General features: G+C 72.7%; 13 protein-coding genes. 6 read left to right on the top strand and 7 right to left on the bottom strand.

The window, feature by feature from the left end; all coding sequences use genetic code 11:
* Positions 1-105 precede the first annotated feature (105 nt).
* The 3 genes from ACZ6JT_RS05040 to ACZ6JT_RS05030 all read left to right on the top strand — a co-directional run bounded on the left by ACZ6JT_RS05040 (position 106) and on the right by ACZ6JT_RS05030 (position 5,515).
* Positions 106-2,076, top strand: coding sequence for a flavin monoamine oxidase family protein (locus ACZ6JT_RS05040; protein WP_469208202.1), 1,971 nt, complete (start codon positions 106-108; stop codon positions 2,074-2,076).
* A gap of 221 nt (positions 2,077-2,297) precedes the next feature.
* Positions 2,298-5,096, top strand: a complete 2,799-nt coding sequence (locus tag ACZ6JT_RS05035; protein ID WP_469207276.1) for a hypothetical protein — start codon at positions 2,298-2,300, stop codon at positions 5,094-5,096.
* 44 nt (positions 5,097-5,140) lie between these two features.
* On the top strand, positions 5,141-5,515 hold the full coding sequence (locus ACZ6JT_RS05030) for a hypothetical protein (protein WP_469207274.1): 375 nt from the start codon (positions 5,141-5,143) through the stop codon (positions 5,513-5,515).
* A gap of 37 nt (positions 5,516-5,552) precedes the next feature.
* Here the strand turns inward: ACZ6JT_RS05030 and ACZ6JT_RS05025 are convergent, their stop codons facing one another.
* Together ACZ6JT_RS05025 and ACZ6JT_RS05020 are read right to left on the bottom strand one after the other, a co-directional pair.
* Positions 5,553-7,484, bottom strand: coding sequence for a CASTOR/POLLUX-related putative ion channel (locus tag ACZ6JT_RS05025; protein WP_469207273.1), 1,932 nt, complete (start codon positions 7,482-7,484; stop codon positions 5,553-5,555).
* 118 nt (positions 7,485-7,602) lie between these two features.
* On the bottom strand, positions 7,603-8,190 hold the full coding sequence (locus ACZ6JT_RS05020) for an isochorismatase family protein (RefSeq protein ID WP_469207272.1): 588 nt from the start codon (positions 8,188-8,190) through the stop codon (positions 7,603-7,605).
* Between the two features lie 127 nt (positions 8,191-8,317).
* Between ACZ6JT_RS05020 and ACZ6JT_RS05015 the strand changes: the two genes are divergently transcribed.
* Together ACZ6JT_RS05015 and ACZ6JT_RS05010 are read left to right on the top strand one after the other, a co-directional pair.
* Positions 8,318-8,869 carry a DUF6434 domain-containing protein gene (locus ACZ6JT_RS05015; protein WP_469207270.1) on the top strand — a complete coding sequence of 184 codons (552 nt, stop codon included), beginning with the start codon at positions 8,318-8,320 and terminating at the stop codon, positions 8,867-8,869.
* Between the two features lie 60 nt (positions 8,870-8,929).
* A complete protein-coding gene (locus ACZ6JT_RS05010; protein WP_469207268.1) occupies positions 8,930-10,027 on the top strand; it encodes an enoyl-CoA hydratase/isomerase family protein in 1,098 nt (365 codons plus the stop codon).
* On the opposite strand, the gene ACZ6JT_RS05005 is transcribed toward ACZ6JT_RS05010, so the two are convergent.
* From ACZ6JT_RS05005 to ACZ6JT_RS04995, 3 genes are all read right to left on the bottom strand, one after another.
* Positions 10,014-10,775, bottom strand: a complete 762-nt coding sequence (locus tag ACZ6JT_RS05005; RefSeq protein WP_469207266.1) for a TetR/AcrR family transcriptional regulator — start codon at positions 10,773-10,775, stop codon at positions 10,014-10,016. The genes ACZ6JT_RS05010 and ACZ6JT_RS05005 overlap by 14 nt on opposite strands.
* 108 nt (positions 10,776-10,883) lie before the next feature.
* Complete coding sequence (locus ACZ6JT_RS05000) at positions 10,884-12,788, bottom strand: helix-turn-helix domain-containing protein (protein WP_469207264.1); 1,905 nt, start codon at positions 12,786-12,788, stop codon at positions 10,884-10,886.
* A 7-nt stretch (positions 12,789-12,795) separates the two neighbouring features.
* On the bottom strand, positions 12,796-14,187 hold the full coding sequence (locus ACZ6JT_RS04995; RefSeq protein ID WP_469207262.1) for an MFS transporter: 1,392 nt from the start codon (positions 14,185-14,187) through the stop codon (positions 12,796-12,798).
* A gap of 337 nt (positions 14,188-14,524) precedes the next feature.
* On the opposite strand from ACZ6JT_RS04995, the gene ACZ6JT_RS04990 reads away from it, so the two are divergent.
* Complete coding sequence (locus ACZ6JT_RS04990; RefSeq protein ID WP_469207260.1) at positions 14,525-15,001, top strand: cupin domain-containing protein; 477 nt, start codon at positions 14,525-14,527, stop codon at positions 14,999-15,001.
* 63 nt (positions 15,002-15,064) lie between these two features.
* Here ACZ6JT_RS04990 and ACZ6JT_RS04985 read toward each other — a convergent pair whose 3' ends face one another.
* Together ACZ6JT_RS04985 and ACZ6JT_RS04980 are read right to left on the bottom strand one after the other, a co-directional pair.
* On the bottom strand, positions 15,065-16,573 hold the full coding sequence (locus tag ACZ6JT_RS04985) for a DUF4246 domain-containing protein (RefSeq protein ID WP_469207258.1): 1,509 nt from the start codon (positions 16,571-16,573) through the stop codon (positions 15,065-15,067).
* Between the two features lie 66 nt (positions 16,574-16,639).
* The gene (locus tag ACZ6JT_RS04980) at positions 16,640-18,301 is read right to left on the bottom strand and encodes a PLL family lectin (protein WP_469207256.1); all 1,662 of its coding nucleotides are present in this window, start codon (positions 18,299-18,301) and stop codon (positions 16,640-16,642) included.
* Positions 18,302-18,303: the final 2 nt, after the last annotated feature.

Here is an 18,303-nt window from a genome sequence, read left to right as displayed (position 1 = left end):
CGTCAGCACCGGGTTGACCGGCCCGCACGTCCGGGTGATCATTTCCCGCCCGGCCCGCTTTCGGCGTCCGGGCGGAGGGCGGGCAACGAGAGTTGACCCATGATCATGGACTCTTCCCCCACGCCCGACCCCACCCCCGATCCCGCGCCCGGCCCCGGCGCGGCATCGCCCGCGTCGCCCGCGCCCGCCCGGCGCCCCTCCCGCCGTACCGTCATCGCGGGAGCCGCCGCCGTCGCGGGCGCCGGCGGGCTGTCGGTCGCCGCCGCGAACGCCGGGACCCCGAACGCCCCTTCCGGCTCCGCGCGCCCCGACTGGGACACCTGCCTGACCATCGCCCGGGCGATCCTCGTACGGGACGAGGACGACCAGCCCCTGGTGCCCCGTTACGCGGACGTCCTCCTGAAGACCGGCCTGCCCCGCTCCCGCAGCCGCAAGAAGGTGCTGATCGTGGGCGCCGGGCCGGCCGGGCTCACCGCCGCCCACCTGCTGCGCGAGGCCGGCCACCAGGTCACCGTCATCGAGGCCAACGGCAACCGCGTGGGCGGCCGTGTCAAGACCTTCCGCACCGGCGGCCACGAGAAGTCGGACGCCGCCTTCGCGGACCCCAAGCAGTACGCCGAGGCCGGCGCCATGCGCATCCCCGACAGCCACCCGCTGGTCACCGGGCTGATCGACAGCCTCGGCCTGAAGCGCCGGCGCTTCCACCTGGTCGACGTCGACGGCTCCGGCCGCCCCGCCTACCGTACGTGGATCCTCGTCAACGGCATCCGGGTGCGCCGCGCCGACTACGCGCGCAGCCCCCAGGCCCTCAACCGCTCCTTCGGCGTCCCCGCGGCCTACGAGTCCCTGCCCGCCGCGCAGATCGTGCGGAACGCCTTCGCGCCCGTGCGCAAGGAGATCGAGGGCAAGAAGGACAAGGCGCTCGTCGAGGGCTGGGCCCACGTCATCCAGCGGTACGGCCACATGTCGATGTACCGCTACCTGACCGAGGAAGCGGGGCTCGACGAGCGCACGATCGACCTGATCGGCACCGTCGAGAACCTCACCTCCCGGCTGCACCTCGCCTTCATCCACAGCTTCATCGGGGCCTCGCTGATCAGCCCCGACACCGCCTTCTTCGAACTGCCCGGCGGCACCGCCACCTTGGCCGACGCGCTCTACGCCCGGGTCGAGGACGTCGTGCGGCTCGACCGCCGTGCCACCCGGATCACCCACGGGGAGGGCAAGGTCACCGTCGACACCGTCTCCGAGGGCCGCGACGGCGCCGTGCGGCGCGAGAGCTTCACCGGTGACACCGCCATCGTCACCGTCCCCTTCTCCGGACTGCGGCACATCCCGATCGCCCCCGCCCTCTCCTACGGCAAGCGGCGCGCGATCACCGAACTGCACTACGACGCGGCCACCAAGGTGCTGCTGGAGTTCAGCCGCCGCTGGTGGGAGTTCGACGAGGCCGACTGGAAGCGCGAGCTGGAGGCCGTGAAGCCCGGCCTGTACCGGAACTACCAGGTCGGGCGGACCCCGGCCGACGGGATCCTGCTGGGCGCCCACCCCTCCGTACCCAAGGGCCACATCTCCGAGGCCCAGCGCGCCCACTACGCCGCCTGCCGCGCCGTCACCCGCGACCAGCCCGAGGCGGCGCACGTCATCGGCGGCGGTTCGGCCACCGACAACCCCAACCGGTTCATGTTCCAGCCGTCCTACCCCGTCGAGGGCAGCCCGGGCGGTGTGGTGCTCGCCTCCTACAGCTGGTCGGACGACGCCCTGAAGTGGGACTCCCTGGACGACGCGGAGCGCTACCCGAGGGCGCTCGCCGGCGTGCAGGAGGTGTTCGGGCAGCGGATCGAGGTGTTCTACACCGGCGTCGGACGCACCCAGTCCTGGATGCGCGACCCGTACGCGTACGGCGAGGCCTCCGTCCTGCTGCCCGGGCAGCACACCGAACTCTTCCCGCACGTCCGCAAGGCCGAGGGGAACCTGCACTTCGCGGGCTGCCACACCTCCATCAAGCCGGCGTGGATCGAAGGAGCCCTGGAATCCGCGGTCCGCACCGCCCTGGAGGTCCACTCGGCCCCCTGACGGCCGTACGGCGGTGGTACGTCCCCTGGACCGTGCCGGGAGCCACGGCGGATCGGTGGTCGCGGCTCCGCAGCGCGTGCGGAGCCGGGCCGCCGGTGGCGGTTCGGGGTAAAACGATTCATCTCCTCGGCGGGGACGAGGAGTACGCCATTCCGGTATCGCGCCGCGCACGGACGCGGAATGCTGGCCGAGACGTTCCGTACGCCAAGGCGGGAGGGACAATGGCGGGTGGAGACCGGAGCCTGTCCGTGGGCGGCGACGCCCTCGGTCAATTCGTCACCGGTGACAACAACGACGTCCTGAGCATCACAGTGAACGCGACGCACTCCGCCGTGACGGTGGTGGGCCCGGCCGAACGGCCCAAGCCGGTACGCCGCGCACGCATCGAACGGCTGCCGCGCCGTGCGAGCCGGCCGCCGCTCGGCAGGGACGGCGAGCTGGCCTCGCTGGTCCGCAGCATCACCGGCAACGAACCGGCCGGGGTGCACGGGCCCGCGGGGATCGGCAAGAGCACCCTGATCCGGCAGGCGGTGTTCGAGATCGGCCACCACGACGGCGTCGTGTTCCTGAGCGGGCACGGCAAGGACGTCGACGACCTGACCCAGAGCGTCTTCGAGGCCTGCTACGACGCCCCGGGATACCGCCCGGGGGAGGGGGAGCTGCACCGCCTCCTCGCCGGGCTCCGGCTCTGCGTCGTCGTCGACGACCTCGACGTACCGGCCCGGGAGCTGACCCGGCTGCAGGACGCGATGCCGTCCGCCACCCTGGCCTTCAGCTCGCGCGAACGCCTGCTGTGGGGGGAGGGCGGGGACGTGGCCCTCGCCGGTCTCCCCGCGCCGGCCGGGTTGCAGCTGCTGGCCCGGGAACTGGAACGTCCGCTGTTGCCGGCCGAGGCGGACACGGCGGCCTCGTTGTGGCGGGCGAGCGAGGGCAATCCGTACGCGCTGATCAGGGCGGCCGCCCTGGCACGCCCCGGCGGGGACGGGGGGACGGCGCTGCTGCCGGCGCCCGCCGAGGTTCCCGGACTGCTGCGCGGGGCCGTGGCCGGGCTCGTCGGCGTGCCCCGGCAGGTCCTGTCGCTCCTCGCGACGGTGCCGGACGCGCACACCACTGTCGAGGTGCTCACGCCGCTGGTACCGGGCGCCACCACCGACGCCGTCGAGGAAGCCGTCGGTCGGCTGGCCCGGCTGGGAGTGCTGAGCGTCACCGGGCAGCACGTCCGCCTGGCCGCCGATCCGAGCGGCACGCTGCCGGAGCACCTCGCGCTCGACGCCCGGCAGCTCGCCGAGGCCGTGGCCCGGCTCACCGCGTGGGTGTCCGCCCGGCGGACCGGGCCCGCGGCACTGGCGGACCACAGCCTGCTGATCGCGGGACTCGCCGACGCCGTCGGCCGGGCCGGCCGGCCGGACCTGGGCGTCGCTCTCACCAGGGCCGCGGCCCCCCTTCTGGCGTGCTCCCTCCGCTGGGGCGCATGGGGGCGGATCCTGACCCGGGGCCTGGCCTCGGCCCGCCAGGCCGGTGACGAGCAGGCCCATGCCTACTTCACCTACGAATCCGGCGTGCGCTCGTGGGTGACGGGCAAGCGTGCGGCCGCCGCCGCCGCGTTCGGCGTGGCCGCGGCCGCCTGGTACGCCCTCGGTGACCACACCGGCGCCGCCGTCGCCGAAGGCGCCCAGGCCCTGACCGCGCCCGGTCCGACGCCGTTCCCGGGCCCCGATCCCCGTACGGGAACGGACACGAGCGGGGGCACGGAAGGGGACACGGGCGCGGGTCCGGACACCGGATCGGACACCGGATCGGGATCGGACCACGGCCCCGGCTCGGACCACGGCGCCGGATCGGACCCGGGCCCCGGCTCACACCCCGACACGAGCTCGGCCTCCTCGGCGCACGGCCAGCCGCCGCCCCCGCATCCTCCGGCGGGCCCTCCCACGCCGACGCACGGCCCGCCACCGGGCACGGGAGCCCCCGTTCCACCCGTGGATCCGGTCGGTCTTTCGCTGTTCGCCAAGGTGGTGATCGGAGCTTCGCTGCTCGCGGCAGCGGGCGGCACCGTCACGGTCCTGAACATGGGCGGCGGTTCCGCCGCCCCGCCCACCGTGCCCCTGCACGTCCACGTCGCGACCAGCCTCTTCGAGGTGCGGGACATGCCCGGCGTCCCGGAAGGCCCCTGCCCGGGCGGGACCGGCAAAACCAGCTGCACGAAGGTCTCGCAGGTGGTCAAGGGCGAGCGGGGCCCCGTACAGGTCATTCCCGCCCAACCGCTCCCGCAGGGTGTGAGCCTCGTCTACTGGGGATGTGAGGAAGGCCCTTCCTCCGCGGCATGCACCGTCAAGGCCGACGGCGAACGCACCGTGTGCGCCACGACGACCAGCCCCGACGACGAGCCCGCCAGACGGGAGTGCCTGCGGCTGACCGGAGACCGACCCACCGGTGCACCACGAACCGCCCTGGTACACGTCGAGTTGGGTGCGACGGACTTCGAGGTCACCGTCACCCCCGACACGCCGGGTGCACAACCCTGCGTCCAACCGCCTCTGAACCTCGACCAGAACGCGGGGCCGCCGCCCCCGCGCACCTGTGAGTTCGTCGTACCCCTCCACACGAAGATGAGCCTCTCGGCCAAGATCACGGGCAACACGCGTGGGTTCTCCCGCCCCTTCAACGGAGAGCCCGAGTGGTTCGGCTGCGACGAAGGGCCCGCCTCCCCCAGCCCGTTCGACCCGAACGGCAGGGGTACCGACGAGAGCAGCGGCCGCCAGGAGAAGTACCCGAACGGCACCGGGACCTGCACGCTCAACCTCACGACGGGGCGCTACATCGGCCTGTCCAGCACCGACGTGAGCGACGCCGGCGCGAGCGCCCTGGCCGGAGCCTTCGCCCAGTTCCCCAGGGTCCGTATCGCTCCCGGCGTGACCAGGATGCCGACGCCGCAGGAGCCGCCCCTGGAACGCGTCCCCTGCTCGTCCTTCGGCGGCCCGGCGGGAACCGAGTGCCTCGGCACACCCTCGAACGGCTGACCTGCGCTCCGCGCACCCACGAGACACCAGACAAGGACGGGAAGATGGCCGACGACCAGGGAACCCGGAACATCACCATTCACGGCGCGGCCACCGGCCAGTTCCAGAGCGGTGACCACGGCAAACAGACCTCCACCACCATCTCGGCCGACTCCGCAACGGCGGCGGCCGTGGCTCCGTTCGTGGAGCTGATGCTGGGCCTCGTCCCCCGGCTCGGCCTGTCCACCGACCAGGAGGACGGTGCGCGGCGGGCCCTGCACGAGCTGCAGGGAGAGGCGGCCGGGGACGAGCCCTCGCCCTCACGGCTCCAGCAACTGATGGGAGGCTTCGTGGGCTACCTGACCCAGGCCGGCGTGCCCGCCCTGACCGCGGCCTTCATGACCCTGGCGGCGCACCTGGGAATCGCAGGCCCGCAGTAGCCCTCTTCCGGCTCAGCCGGCCTTCCACCGAAGTGCCTCAGCTCTCGGCGAGCACGATCAGCCAGTCGTGCTCGCCGAAGCGGACCCGCTCGCGCTTGTCGGGATTGAGCCGCACCCCGAAGTCGGGGCCCGTCGCGGCCCGGGCGCGCAGCCGGTAGCCGACCGCGCATTCACCGCGGCGGCGCGCCGACTCGACGAGGGTGGCGAAGGCCACCTCGCGGCCGGTGCGGACGTAGTCGGAGGCGGGCTTCAGGTGGAGCTCGTTCCCCTCAGCCCTGAAAAGCTCCTCGAACACGTCGGCGAGGTAGCGGCTCTCCGAGATCTGGGTCATGAGGAGGCTGATGAGACGGCCGCTGACGATGAAGTCGGCGCCCTCCCGGGCAGGGGCCAGCAGCCGGTTGCCGTCGTCCGACATCTCGGTGGTGAGGGAGAGTTCCCGCTGCGCGGCCCCGCCGATCGCGCGCAGGTGCAGCAGCGTGACCAGCGTCCGGTCGTCCGTCCCGGTATCCGTGTCGATGTCCGTGTTCGTGGCGATGACGGTGGCCGCTTCCGTTCCGGGCGCCGGCTCGGCCATGACGATCACGCTGTCGTACGACGGCACGTCCAGCTTCGCCAGGACCTGGGGATCGGTGATGTCCCCGCCGTGGAAGGACACTTCGAGGCGGTCGCGCACCGCGGTGGCCTCGGGGCTGGTGCGCAGGGTCGTTTCGCCGCCGAGAGCCACCACGTCCAGGGTGGTTCCGGGGCTCACGAACTGGTCGAGCTGTTCCAGGACGAGCGGGGCACGGCGGTTCCAGCCCAGGAGGAGCAGGCGTTCGGGCAGCGGGGCCCGCGGACGGGCCGTCCGGATCGCGTCCTCCTCGACGAGGGCGGCCGCGTCCAGGGGCACGGCCGTGTCGTCGTCCTCGGAGACGAGGACGATCCGGTCGCCCGCGGCGATCACCGTACCGGGGTCCGGGTTGAGGACGACGCCGTCACCGCGCAGCAGGCCGACCACCGAGGACGAGGTGAACGCCAGAAGGGTCTCGCCGAAGGTGCGGCCGGCGAGGCCCCCGGCGGCGGCGGTGTAGAACTCGTCGCCCGCGAAGTCCAGTAACTCCTGGTAGACGAGGGAGAGTCCGGGCTGACGGGCGGTCTGTACGAGGAGCCGCGCGATGATGTCGTCGACGCACAGGACGTGCCCGCCGGGCCCCGCCGCCAGCCGGGCGGTGAGGTGGTTGCGGGTGTCACGGACGGCGGCGACCACCACCGCGTCACCGGGTCCGGGGACCGCGGCGTCGAGCGCGAGCAGGGTCTTCACGACGTGGGCGTCTCCGCTCTCCCCGGCGGGCGGCAGGACGAGCACGGCCTTCGCGGTCTGCGGGCTCAACCGGGCCAGCACCGTGGGATCCGTGGTGCGGCCACTGCGGCAGATGATCCTCGTCGTACCGGTCCTCGCGACGGAGGTGGAGATCTCGTCCTCCATCTCCACCTTGTCCATCGGGGCCAGGACGGCGATGGCCGAACGGCGCTGGTTGGCGTTGGCGGCCACCAGCTCCCCGATCACCGGGAAGACCTGATCGGACCAGCCGAGGACGACGGTGTGCCCCGCCTCCACCACGGTGGAGTGCCCGCGGCGCAGCGCCATGATCCGCCGGTTGATGCCGGTGGTGATCAGACTGACCAGCGTCGACACGAACAGCAGCGCGACCAGGGCGAGCGTGACCGAGGCCAGTACGTAGACGGGTGAGCCGACCGCGCCGCCGATCTTGAGGGTCTGGCCGACGCTGACCCACACGGCCGTGAGCCGGCCGGAGAGGGTGGTCGGAGCGCCGCGGTCGGCCCAGACGAGGACCGTGCTCGCCGGGATCACGACGGCGAGGCAGGCCAGGGCGAGCCAGCCGATGAGGGCGGCGGTCCCCCCGGCCACCAGACGGTCGAACCGGTACCGCAGGCGCGGCCGCAGGGACTGCCTGTGCTGCTGTGCCATGCGGACTCCCTCGTCTTCCGAGCTGCTAACCCACGGGAGTCCTCCCGGTTACGGGTGAACCCTCCCCGGCCTCCGCGCGGGGCCCGCCGTCCGGCCCCGCGGCGGCCGGACCCCGCACCTACGAAGGGGACCGCAGGGCCGCGATGACCTCGTCGGTGCTGCTGACCTTGCCGATGCGGGGGAAGATCTTGCCGAAGGTGTGGGCGTGGGAGTCGGGGTCGGTGTCGGCGGTGGCGTCCTCCGCGAAGACCAGGTCGTAGCTGAGCTCCCACGCGGTACGGGCGGTGGACTCGACCCCGGCGCTGGTGGAGATGCCGGCCAGCACGATGCGGTGGATGCCGCGGCGGCGCAGCTGGAGGTCGAGCTCGGTACCGGTGAAGGCGCCCCAGTGCCGTTTGGTGACGACCGCGTCACCGAGGACGGCGAGCTCCGCGGGGATCTCGGAGAACGCCGGGGGCGGAGCCGCGGCCGGACCCGGGCGGTCCACGTTGGAGGTGGGCAGATCGCCGCCGTCGGGGGACCAGGCCACCTTGACGAGGACCACGGGCAGCCGGCGTGCGCGGAACGCCTCGGCCAGCGCGATGCCCTTCGCGAGGATCTCGGGGGCGGGCCGGGCGATGGGCATGCCCAGGATGCCCGTCTGGAGGTCGATGAGGACCAGTGCCGTGTCCCCGCCCAGAGTGAGGCGGTTCGGGTCGTCGGTCATGGGGCCTCCGTCAGGCGAGGGGACTGGACACGTCCGAACATAAGCGACATCGCGGGGAACCCGAGGGTGGGACCCGTGGACTCGCCGCCGTGTTCGACACCTGCGCGGCGCCCCTTACGATGGGAACGTGAGTACGAATACGGGGGAATCCCGGCCGGCCCTGACGGTGGCGCTGACCGGGGCGGAACTGCTGCGCTGGTACTGGACGCTGGCCGAACTGAGCGCGCTGGCACGCCGGATGGGCCTGTCCGCCGGGGGCGGCAAGGCCGCTGTCACGGCCCGGCTCGCCGCCGCGCTCGATGGTCTTCCCGCGCCGGCGGCCCCCGCGCCCCGCCGCGCCGGACGCCGGCTCACCGCTCCCGTGGACGGGTCGAGCGTGATCCCGCCGGGGCAGCGGTGCAGCCAGGTGCTGCGGGAGTACTTCGTGCGGGAGATCGGTCCCGCCTTCCACTTCGACGCCTTCATGCGGGAGTACGTCGCCCGGCAGGCGGGTCGCACCCTCGCCGAGGCCGTCGCCCACTGGCACGCCACCCGCGCCCGGGCGGCCGAACCCCGCGAGGTGGAAGCCCAGTTCGAGTTCAACCGGTTCCTGCGCGACTGGCACGCCCGGCATCCCGACGGAGCCCGCACCGAAGCCCTGGCCGCCTGGCGGGCCCACCGGGCCCGCCCTCGCGGCTGACGCGGACAACTGGTGCGTGACGCGGCCGCCGGGGAAGCCCGTCCGGACATACTGATCGTTGTGAAGAGCGAAGACGACATCGCCGGGAACCCCGGCAGCACCGACAGCACGGTCCTGTTCCACGTCGAGGGCCGGACCGGAGTGGTCACCCTCAACCGCCCCAAGGCCCTCAACTCCCTCACCCACCCCATGGTGCTGCGGATCGACCAGGCGCTCGCCGCCTGGGCGGAGGATCCCGCCGTCCACCAGGTCCTGATCCGCGGGGCCGGGGAGCGCGGGCTGTGCGCGGGCGGGGACATCCGGGCCATCCACGACGACGCCAAGGCCGGCGGCACCGCGTCGGAGGACTTCTGGCGCGACGAGTACCGGCTCAACGCCCGGATCGCCCGCTACCCCAAGCCGTACGTGGCGCTCATGGACGGCATCGTGATGGGCGGCGGCGTCGGCGTCTCGGCCCACGGCTCCGTCCGCATCGTCACCGAACGCTCCCGCGTCGCCATGCCGGAGACCGGCATCGGCTTCGTCCCCGACATCGGCGGCACCCACCTGCTCTCGCGGGCCCCCGGTGAGCTCGGCACCCACCTCGCGCTCACCGCCGCCGCCGTGGGGGCAGCCGACGCGCTGCTGTGCGGGCTCGCCGACCACTTCGTACCGGCCGACCGCCTGCCGGAGCTGGCCGCCGCCCTCGCGACGGCCCCCGCACACGAGGTGCTGCCCCGGTTCGACGAGACGCCGCCGCCCGGCGAACTCGCCGAACGGCGCGCCTGGATCGACCGCTGCTACGCGGCGGACACCGTCGAGGAGATCGTGGACCGGCTGCTCGCCCAGGGCGTGCCCGCCGCCAAGGAGGCCGCCGAGGCGATCCTGGCCAAGTCCCCGACCGCGCTCAAGGTCACCCTCGCCGCGCTGCGCCGGGCCGTGGCCCTCGGCTCCCTGGAGCCGGTGCTCGCCCAGGAGTTCCGCGTGTCCTGCCACGCCCTGCGCTCGCCCGACCTGGTCGAGGGCGTCCGGGCTCAGGTCGTCGACAAGGACCGCCGGCCGCGCTGGTCGCCGGCCGACCTGGCGGACGTGTCCGGCGCGGACGTGGAGCGGTTCTTCGCCCCGCTGGGGGAAGGCCGCGAACTGCGCCTGCCCGAGGGCGGGCTCAGCCGCGCCTGAGCCGGACCTCCAGGCCGTCCAGGACCCGCTGGAGGCCGTAGTCGAAGTTCTCCTCGCGCATCCGCGCCGGGTCCATGCCGTGCTTCGCCGCGGCGTGGTCGTGCGTCAGCGGGTGCTCCTCCAGGGCCTCCTGGGCCGCGGGCAGCAGCGACTCGAGCCACTGCGCCTCGCTCTTCCCGCTGCGGGCGAGGAGGGAGAGGTAGGAGGCCTCGCTCGTGGTGGCGCCGATGACGTAGGAGATGACGGCCTTCATCGCGAGCTCCGCCTCGCCGGGCGGGAAGCCGGCCGCCTGGGCCAGCCGCAGCATCCGCTCCGACAGGCGCATCAGGTTCGGGCCGAGGTACGCCAGCCCGACCTGGCCGAGGACGGAAGCCACCCAGGGGTGGCGCAGGACCATGTCGCGCAGGCTGTGACCGCTGCTCGCGAGGGCCTCGCGCCACGCCCCGGGGTCGGTGATCTCCGGTACTTCCAGCTCGCCGTAGACCTCGTCCACGACCAGCTCGATGAGCTCGTCCTTGTTGGCCACGTGCCGGTACAGCGAGGTGGCTGCGGCGCCCATCCCGGTGCCCAGCTTGCGCATGCTCAGCGCCTCGATGCCGTCGGCGTCGAGCATGCGCACGGCCGCCACGACGATCTGGTCCCGGCTGAGCGCCGGCTGCTGCTCCTTGCGGCGCGGGCGGGTCCAGACGGAGGGGACCGGGGAGGCGGCGGGCGCGCCGGGACTCTGCTGCTTCTCGTCGGCTGGCATGCCACCACCCTAGCGCACGTGCGAACGCCGTACGCAGGGCGCGTACGGCGTTCTGGATGCGCGTCGGTGACAGGCGGAGACGGGAGCGGCCACCACCCCGTAGCCGCGTCAGAGCCCGTGCGTGAGGCGGTGCAGCCGCAGAGCGAGCCGTATCTCCAGCGTGCGAGCCGGGGAGTTCCAGTCCTCGCCGAGGAGCCGGCCGACCCGGTCCAGGCGCTGCACCACGGTGTTGACGTGGACGTGCAACGCCGCCCTCGTCCGGGTCAGGCTCGTGCCCTGCGCGAAGTACGCGTCCAGGGTGTGGACCAGGTCCGTGCCGCGCCGGTCGTCGTAGTCGAGCAGCGGACCGAGCGTGTTCCGTACGTACCCGACCAGATCGGCCTGATCGCCGAGGAGCACGCCGACGAAACCGAGCTCCGGCAAGGCACCGCCCCGCCCGGTCTGGCCCAGGGCGCGCAGTGCGGACAGGCAGCGGTGCGCCTCACCGTGCGCGGCCGACAGCCCCGCCGGCCCCGTGGCCGGACCCGCGGCGCCGACGGTGACCGGGGAGCCCACGGCCTGACCCAGCTCCGCCGCCAGCGCCTTGGCGGTCGGGCCCGGCGCCCCGACCGGCGCGACGAGCACCACGTGGTCGTGGTGGATCCCGGCGAGAGCGCCCCGCGCCGGACCGCTGCGGGCGGCCGCCGCGAGGAGGCGGTGGCGCGAGGCCACATCGCCGTGCAGGACGAAGACGCAGTGCGGCCGGGACAGGTCGACGCCCAGGCGCCGGGCCCTGGCCGCGAGGGCGCCCGGGTCCGTGGTCAGGGCGAGGAGGTCGGTGAGGAGCTCCCCGCGCACCCGGTCCTCGGTCTCCGCCACGGACCGGCGCAGCAACAGCAGCAGCGCGGTGACGACGCTCGCGCGCTCGAACAGCAGCCGGTCCGTGTCCGACAGGGCCGTGCGGCCGGTCAGGGCGAGGCTGCCGAGGAGTTCCGGCCCGGCCAGCACCGCGCACACCCAGGTCCCGTCCTGCGGGACGGCCCGGCCGCTGACCCGGGAGGCCTCCACGGCCCGGCCGGGCGGGGGCACGGGCCCGGCTCCGGCACGGGCCAGCTCGGCCCCGTGGGCGTCGTGGACGACGAGGGCGCCGTCCAGGATGACGGCGATGGCGGCGGCCACCTCGTCGACCCCGCCCCCGCGCAGGACGAGGTCGGTTAGCTGGTCGTGGGCCCGCTCCGCCCGGCGCACGTCCTCGCTGTGCGCCCGGATGGTCTCGGAGGCCGAGTTGAGATCGGCCAGGGCGGCCCGGGTCTCCTCCAGCAGCCGGGCGCCGTCGATCGCGATGGCCGCGTGGTCGGCCAGCGAGGACAGCAGCGCCACCTCCTCCGGGGAGAACTCCCGGGGAGCGCGGTCCGCCGCGTACAGCACGCCGATGATCCGCGCCCCGACGCGCAGGGGCACTCCGAGGATCGCCCGCAGTCCCTCCTGCCCGACCGCACCGTCGATGGCGGACGTGTGGTGGAAGCGGGAGTCGGCCTGGTAGTCGCCCGTGGCGTACGGACGGGCGGTCTGGGCCACCAGGCCGCCGAGCCCCTCACCCATGCCGAGCCTCACCTGCTGGAACGCGGCGGCGACCGAGCCGTCCGTGACCCTCATGTACGTATCGCCGGCGGCTTCGTCGTTGAGGGACAGATAGGTGACGTCGGTGCCGAGCAGCAGCTTGGCCCGGTGCACGATCGCCCGGAGCACCGCGTCCAGCTCGCGCAGCGCGGCCAGGTCGCTCGCCGTGTCGAACAACGCCGTCAGCTCGGCCTCGCGCCGCCGGTGCTGACCGAGGGTCCGCCGGATCCGCAGGGCCACGTCGGTGGCCTCGGCGATGTCGGCCAGCTCGCCCGCCGCCGCGCCGGCGTCCCGGGCCTCGGCGGCGGGACGGGCGTAGTCCTCGGCGGGCGCTCCCTCGGCCAGCAGGTCGAGCAGCCGGCGTACGGCGGTGTGGGCGTGCTGGGTGCCTGGTGCTGTCACGGCGGGGAGCATACGGGGATCACCTGCCGAGCGGCTCGGAGTCCCGCAGTCCGCGGACCGGTTCGGCGGCGGCGGACGGCCTCCCGTCCACGGCCAGGTCGCGGCCGCGGGTCTCCCGGGCCACCCAGACGGTCACGGCGGTGACGAGCGCCGCGAGGCACAGGTAGAGGGAGACCGGCGTGGAGGTCCCGTACTCCTTCAGCAGCTCCACCGCGATGATCGGGGCGAGCGCCCCGCCGACGATGGAGGCGAGCTGGGAGCCCATCGAGGCGCCGGAGTACCGGACCCTGGTGTCGAACATCTCGGAGATGAAGGCGGCCTGCGGTCCGTACATCGCGCCGTGGAACAGCAGGCCGACGGTGACCGCGAAGGCGAGGGCGGGGAAGGACCGGGAGTCCAGCAGGGCGAAGAAGACGAACGCCCAGCCCGCCATGCCGAGCGCCCCGATCAGGGTCACCGGGCGGCGGCCGAGTCGGTCCGAGAGCGCCCCCCACATCGGGATGGTGACGAAGTGGACCGCCGACCCGATCAGCACCGCGTTGAGCGCCTCGCTCTTCGGCAGCTGGAGGTGGACGGTGACGTAGACCAGCAGGAACGCCGTGAGGACGTAGTACGAGATGTTCTCGCCGAAGCGTGTGCCCATCGCGGTGAGCACCTGACGCCAACTCCTCCGGAACACCTCGACGACCGGCGGCTCGTCCTCGCGCCCGGCCGCGGCCTCCTCGGCGGCCTTCTCCCGGGCTTCGAGGAAGACCGGGGACTCGGTGACCGAGATGCGGATCCACAGGCCGATGACGACCAGGACGCCGGAGAGCAGGAAGGGGACGCGCCAGCCCCAGGCGAGGAAGGCCTCGTCGGACTGGACCGCGGCGAGCAGCGCCAGCACACCGGTGGCGAGCAGGTTGCCGCCGGGAGCGCCGGCCTGCGGCCAGGAGGCCCAGAAGCCGCGGCTCTCGTCGCCGCCGTGCTCGGACACCAGCAGGACGGCGCCGCCCCATTCGCCGCCCAGGGCGAAGCCCTGGACCAGCCGCAGCACGGTCAGCAGGACGGGCGCGCCGACGCCTATGGAGGCGTGGGTCGGCAGCAGGCCCATCGCGAAGGTCGCGCCGCCCATCATCAGCAGGCTGAGCACCAGCAGCTTCTTGCGGCCGATGCGGTCGCCGAAGTGGCCGAAGACGACACCGCCGAGCGGCCGGGCCGCGAACCCGACCGCGTACGTCAGGAAGGCCAGCAGGGTTCCCACCAGCGGGTCGTCGGAGGGGAAGAAGAGCGTGTTGAACACCAGCGCGGCGGCCGAGCCGTAGAGGAAGAAGTCGTACCACTCGACGGTGGTCCCGACGAGACTGGCGGCGACGACGCGCTTGATGCTGCCTGGGGCTGGGGCTGGGGACGGTGTGGCAGAGGCGGCCATGAGTACCACTTCCGGACGGGGGCGGGGACGTTTCCGTGTGGCCACACCATAGAAACGCCCAGGTCAGCGGCACATGGTGCGCGTCGCCACACTTCCCGCCCGAGGGGTGTGCGCCCCACCCACCCCCCACGGCTGTCCTGACCCGGACCTCGGCGTCCGGCGGAAGGGCGAAGGGCCGGGGGCCGGGGCGCGGCGGTCCCCGCGTCCTGGATCCCGTGACCGCTCGGCTCGAGTGTCCCTGGCGTCGGCCCGTGACACCCCGGTGAGTCTGAAAGGGTTGACCCGGCGCAAAACCTGCGCCCGAACGCGTACCACCTCCGTCGACCGGGAGAGAAGCATGACCATCAAGGACATCGGGCCCGAACCCCAGAGTTTCGACCTCGAGCAGGCCACGCTGGAGAACACCAACTACCGCTCGGTCGCCTGGTCCGGGAAGTACCTCCAGCTGACCCTCATGTCGATCCCGGTGGGGGAGGACATCGGTCTGGAGGCGCACCCGGGGACCGACCAGTTCCTCCGCCTCGACGCGGGCCGCGGCCGCGTTCAGATGGGCCGCTCGAAGGACCACCTCGACTTCGACCAGGAGGTCGAGGACGGTTGGGCGGTCTTCGTGCCCGCCGGCACGTGGCACAACATCACCAACATCGGCGATAAGCCCATGCAGCTCTACGCCGTCTACGCCCCGGTCCACCACGCCCCGGACAAGGTCCAGGCGACCTTCGCCGACGCGGAGAGCGACGAGGACTCGGGCAACGACGAACCCCCGACCTGGTCGGTCCAGCCCACCCACCACCCCGCGGACAAGCACGCCTGACCACCAGCGGGGGGCCGGGCAGGCGAACCAGCCCCAGGTCGCCGACCTGGGGCTGGTTCGCGCTCAGTGCTCGCAGAGGGAGAACTCCCGCTCGTAGAGCTGCTCGTTGTGCTCGTCGACGAAGAACTTCCTTTCCCGCATGAGCTGTTCGCGGTAGTCCCGTGCCTGTTCGAGCGTCATGGTCGAGGTGTCGGACCATGGTTGCTGCGGTGGCACATCGGAGGTCGAGACGATCCTTTCCGACGGATCGACCAGGAAGAACGCGAGGATCTTGCGGTGTCCCGGGCGGGTGGCGTCCGTGAGGCCGAACGGGCTGACGCGGTGTTGCAGGATGTTCGGGAACGCCAGGCAGCGGCCCGCCGGGGTCGATGCCGATCCCAGCACCTGGTTCAGCGCGTCTTCGTCCTCCAGGCCGTAGACCTCGCGCAGACCGTTGTCGTCGTTCTGTTCGTAGTCCGGGTCGTCGAGGGCCGCACGGAAGCTCAGCCGGCTTTCGGTGATGTTCTCGCTGTCCCAGTAGTAGATGCCGGTCGAGACGATCCGCTCGTTCAGCATGCCCTCGACGTGCCAGGAACCGCCGGGGTACTCGGGCTTGTCCGGGGTGAGGTGAATGGTGGCGAGCTTGACGATGACCTGGAGGCGGCGGCCGCGCAGGTCGACGCGGGCGGCAGGGCCCGGCACCTCGGGCGGGGTGAAGACCGGGGCGTCCGGGACGACCGGGCGGCGGTTCTCCCACCAGTCGTCCTGCGCCCGTTCCCACGTACGCAGGGCCGCCGCGTAGGCCTCGGAATCGTCGTACGAGGACTTGTCCGGATACTCCGGCTCCGAGTCGTACCACCCGTAGGGGTCGGCCTCGATCCGCAGGGGCCGCGGGTGACGCAGGTCGGTGAGCACGTTCTCCAGCAGCGGGCGCATGCGCGCGAACACGTCCGGGAGGACGGAGAGCAGTTCGTGGTGCGTTTCGGGGTGGACGTTGTTGACGTACGAACGGAAGGTGACCTCGCCGTCGTCGCTGACGTCGACGTCCGTGGGCAGCCACTGGAACCTCTCCGAGAACTCGTACTTCGAATAGCGGTCCGTCGGGTTCTGCCACGCCTCCTCGGGCGCGCCACTCACCTCTCGCACCAGGCAGAACAGCGAGGGGTGCACCAGATCCAGCACCTGGCCGTCGGATCCGGGATGCCAGTCCTGTTCTGCTTCGGGGACCTGCTCCAGAACGCGAACCGCCTCACGCAGCCGGGTCCTGAGCTTGTCGTCGACCAGTGTGTCCGACTGCCACACCCCGTCGACGGCGGACACCTCGACGCCGGTTCGCGCGTCCCGCAGCGCGGCGTAGTGCGCGAGTTCGGCGAGCACGTAGCGAACTTGCGCCTCGGTGAGCCCCTGGGCGAGCGCTTCCTTCGTCCACCTGGCGACGATTTCGGGGTCGTTCATCTTGTGGAACCACCCGGGCTTCGCCCGGATGTGCGAGCTGCACTGCGTCATCTGCAGTTCCCGCAGCGTTCGGGGTGTCGCGAACGATATGGAACGGGACGCATGGAAAGGCAGCGGGAAAGCAGACAGGCCGGACAATTCTCTTGGTCCTCCGAGGCGGTGTGCGGTGGCCGGAAGGATACTTCAGCGCACTGACACCACCCCCTAGCCGACCGCGGGGCCGGAATCGTTCAGCCAGCCCCACTGCGACCAGGTGGCGAAGCCGGTCTGCCACCGGTGGAAGACGCCGGCGTGGCTGGTGGCGAACACCTCGATGCGGCCGTCGGCGTTGGTGCCCGCCCCGATCTCGGTGCCGCCGCCACCGAAGGTCTCCCACTCCGCGTACGGCGCGTTCGGACGGGTCTGCCAGGCGTGGCTCGCGGTGTCGGCGTTGATCGCGAACACCTCGACCCGGCCGTCGGCCGACCGTGAGACGGTCAGCTCGGCGTTGGGGATCCCGCCCATGCCGGCCCACTCCGACCATGAGCCCGGGCCGGTCTGCCAGCGGTGGAAGACACCGTTGGCGTTCGACGCGAACACCTCCAGCCTGCCGTCCTGGTTGTGGCCGGTGGCCAGGTCGCGTCCGCCGCCGCCGAAGTTCTCCCAGGCGGACCAGCCGCCGTTGACCCCGGTCTGGTACAGGTGCTCGAAGGTCGTGTCCGAGAGCGCGAACACCTCGAGGCGCCCGTCGGGTGCGCTCTCCATGGCGAGCCGGGCGTTGGCCGGGCCGCCGCCGGCCCCCTCCCACTCGGCCCAGCCGCCGCTGGGCGCGGTCTGCCAGCGGTGGAACACCCCGCCGGCGTTGGACGCGAACACCTCGATGCGCCCGTCGGCGTTGTTCCCCGCGGCCAGCCGGTACCCCCCGCCGCCGAAGTTCGCCCAGGCGGACCAGGCCCCCGCGGGCGCGGTCTGCCACATGTGGTCGAAGGTGCCGCCCGACAGCGCGAACACCTCCAGCCGGCCGTCCGCGTTGGACGCCACGGCCAGCTGCGCGTCACGCGGGCCGCCCTCGAACCGCCACTGCGACCAGCCGCCGTTCACCGCCGTCTGCCACGAGTGGTACACGCCCTCGGCGCCGGCGGCGAAGGCCTCCAGCCGCCCGTCCGCGGACCGCCCCGACACCACCCGGCCCGCACCGTACGGATGCCTGGGGCCGCCCCCCGTACCGGACCACAGTGCGTTGGCGATGACGATCGCGTCGGCCGCCTCGACCTCGTACAGACCGCGCAGGTCCTCCCTCGGCTGCTGGACGTGCCAGCACACCTCGCCGATCCCCTCGTTGTTCCACGAGCCGCCCGGATACAGCTGGTCCACCCGGTCGAAGAACGCGTTGGTGGCGTAGGCCGGGTTCAGCCGCTCCTCCCGGCTGCCCCACCAGTCCTGCTGCTGGAACAGCCCGAGGCTGGTGTGGTCGACGGCCTGCGAGTAGTTGTTGATGCTGGTCTCCACGATGACCGTGGCGATGGCGATGGCCGCGGCCCGCTGGTTGAGCCCCCGGTCCTTCACCGCCTGGGTCACCATCCGCGCGCACGACACCTTGTAGGCGTTCATGTAGCCGGCCATCTTCGCGTGCAACTGCGGGTTGAGCTGGTCGGCCATGATGGCGTCGGCGGCCGACGGGCCCGCCGGATCACAGGGCACCGTCGGGATGGCGAGACCCCGCGGGCCGCCGAAGTAGTGGGAGACGCCGGACCGGTCGTCGCCCGGGCCCGGAACGGGCGGGTGGGCGGCGAGGGCGACCGGGGCGGTCATGCCGGCGACCAACGCCCATGTACCGGCCACGAAAGCCAGTCTTGCGAACGCGCGACGTAAACCATCCAACGCCATTG

It is taken from the genome of Streptomyces sp. NPDC046308 (assembly GCF_055588065.1).
The sequence above is the reverse complement of the archived record's forward strand: the minus strand, read 5'-3'. Positions and strand labels throughout refer to the sequence as shown.

Coding starts and splice junctions, on each gene's coding strand:
- ACZ6JT_RS05040 (WP_469208202.1), top strand. CDS start 106: ATGGACTCTTCCCCCACGCCCGACCCCACCCCCGATCCCGCGCCCGGC.
- ACZ6JT_RS05035 (WP_469207276.1), top strand. CDS start 2,298: ATGGCGGGTGGAGACCGGAGCCTGTCCGTGGGCGGCGACGCCCTCGGT.
- ACZ6JT_RS05030 (WP_469207274.1), top strand. CDS start 5,141: ATGGCCGACGACCAGGGAACCCGGAACATCACCATTCACGGCGCGGCC.
- ACZ6JT_RS05025 (WP_469207273.1), bottom strand. CDS start 7,484: ATGGCACAGCAGCACAGGCAGTCCCTGCGGCCGCGCCTGCGGTACCGG.
- ACZ6JT_RS05020 (WP_469207272.1), bottom strand. CDS start 8,190: ATGACCGACGACCCGAACCGCCTCACTCTGGGCGGGGACACGGCACTG.
- ACZ6JT_RS05005 (WP_469207266.1), bottom strand. CDS start 10,775: ATGCCAGCCGACGAGAAGCAGCAGAGTCCCGGCGCGCCCGCCGCCTCC.
- ACZ6JT_RS05000 (WP_469207264.1), bottom strand. CDS start 12,788: ATGCTCCCCGCCGTGACAGCACCAGGCACCCAGCACGCCCACACCGCC.
- ACZ6JT_RS04995 (WP_469207262.1), bottom strand. CDS start 14,187: ATGGCCGCCTCTGCCACACCGTCCCCAGCCCCAGCCCCAGGCAGCATC.
- ACZ6JT_RS04990 (WP_469207260.1), top strand. CDS start 14,525: ATGACCATCAAGGACATCGGGCCCGAACCCCAGAGTTTCGACCTCGAG.
- ACZ6JT_RS04980 (WP_469207256.1), bottom strand. CDS start 18,301: ATGGCGTTGGATGGTTTACGTCGCGCGTTCGCAAGACTGGCTTTCGTG.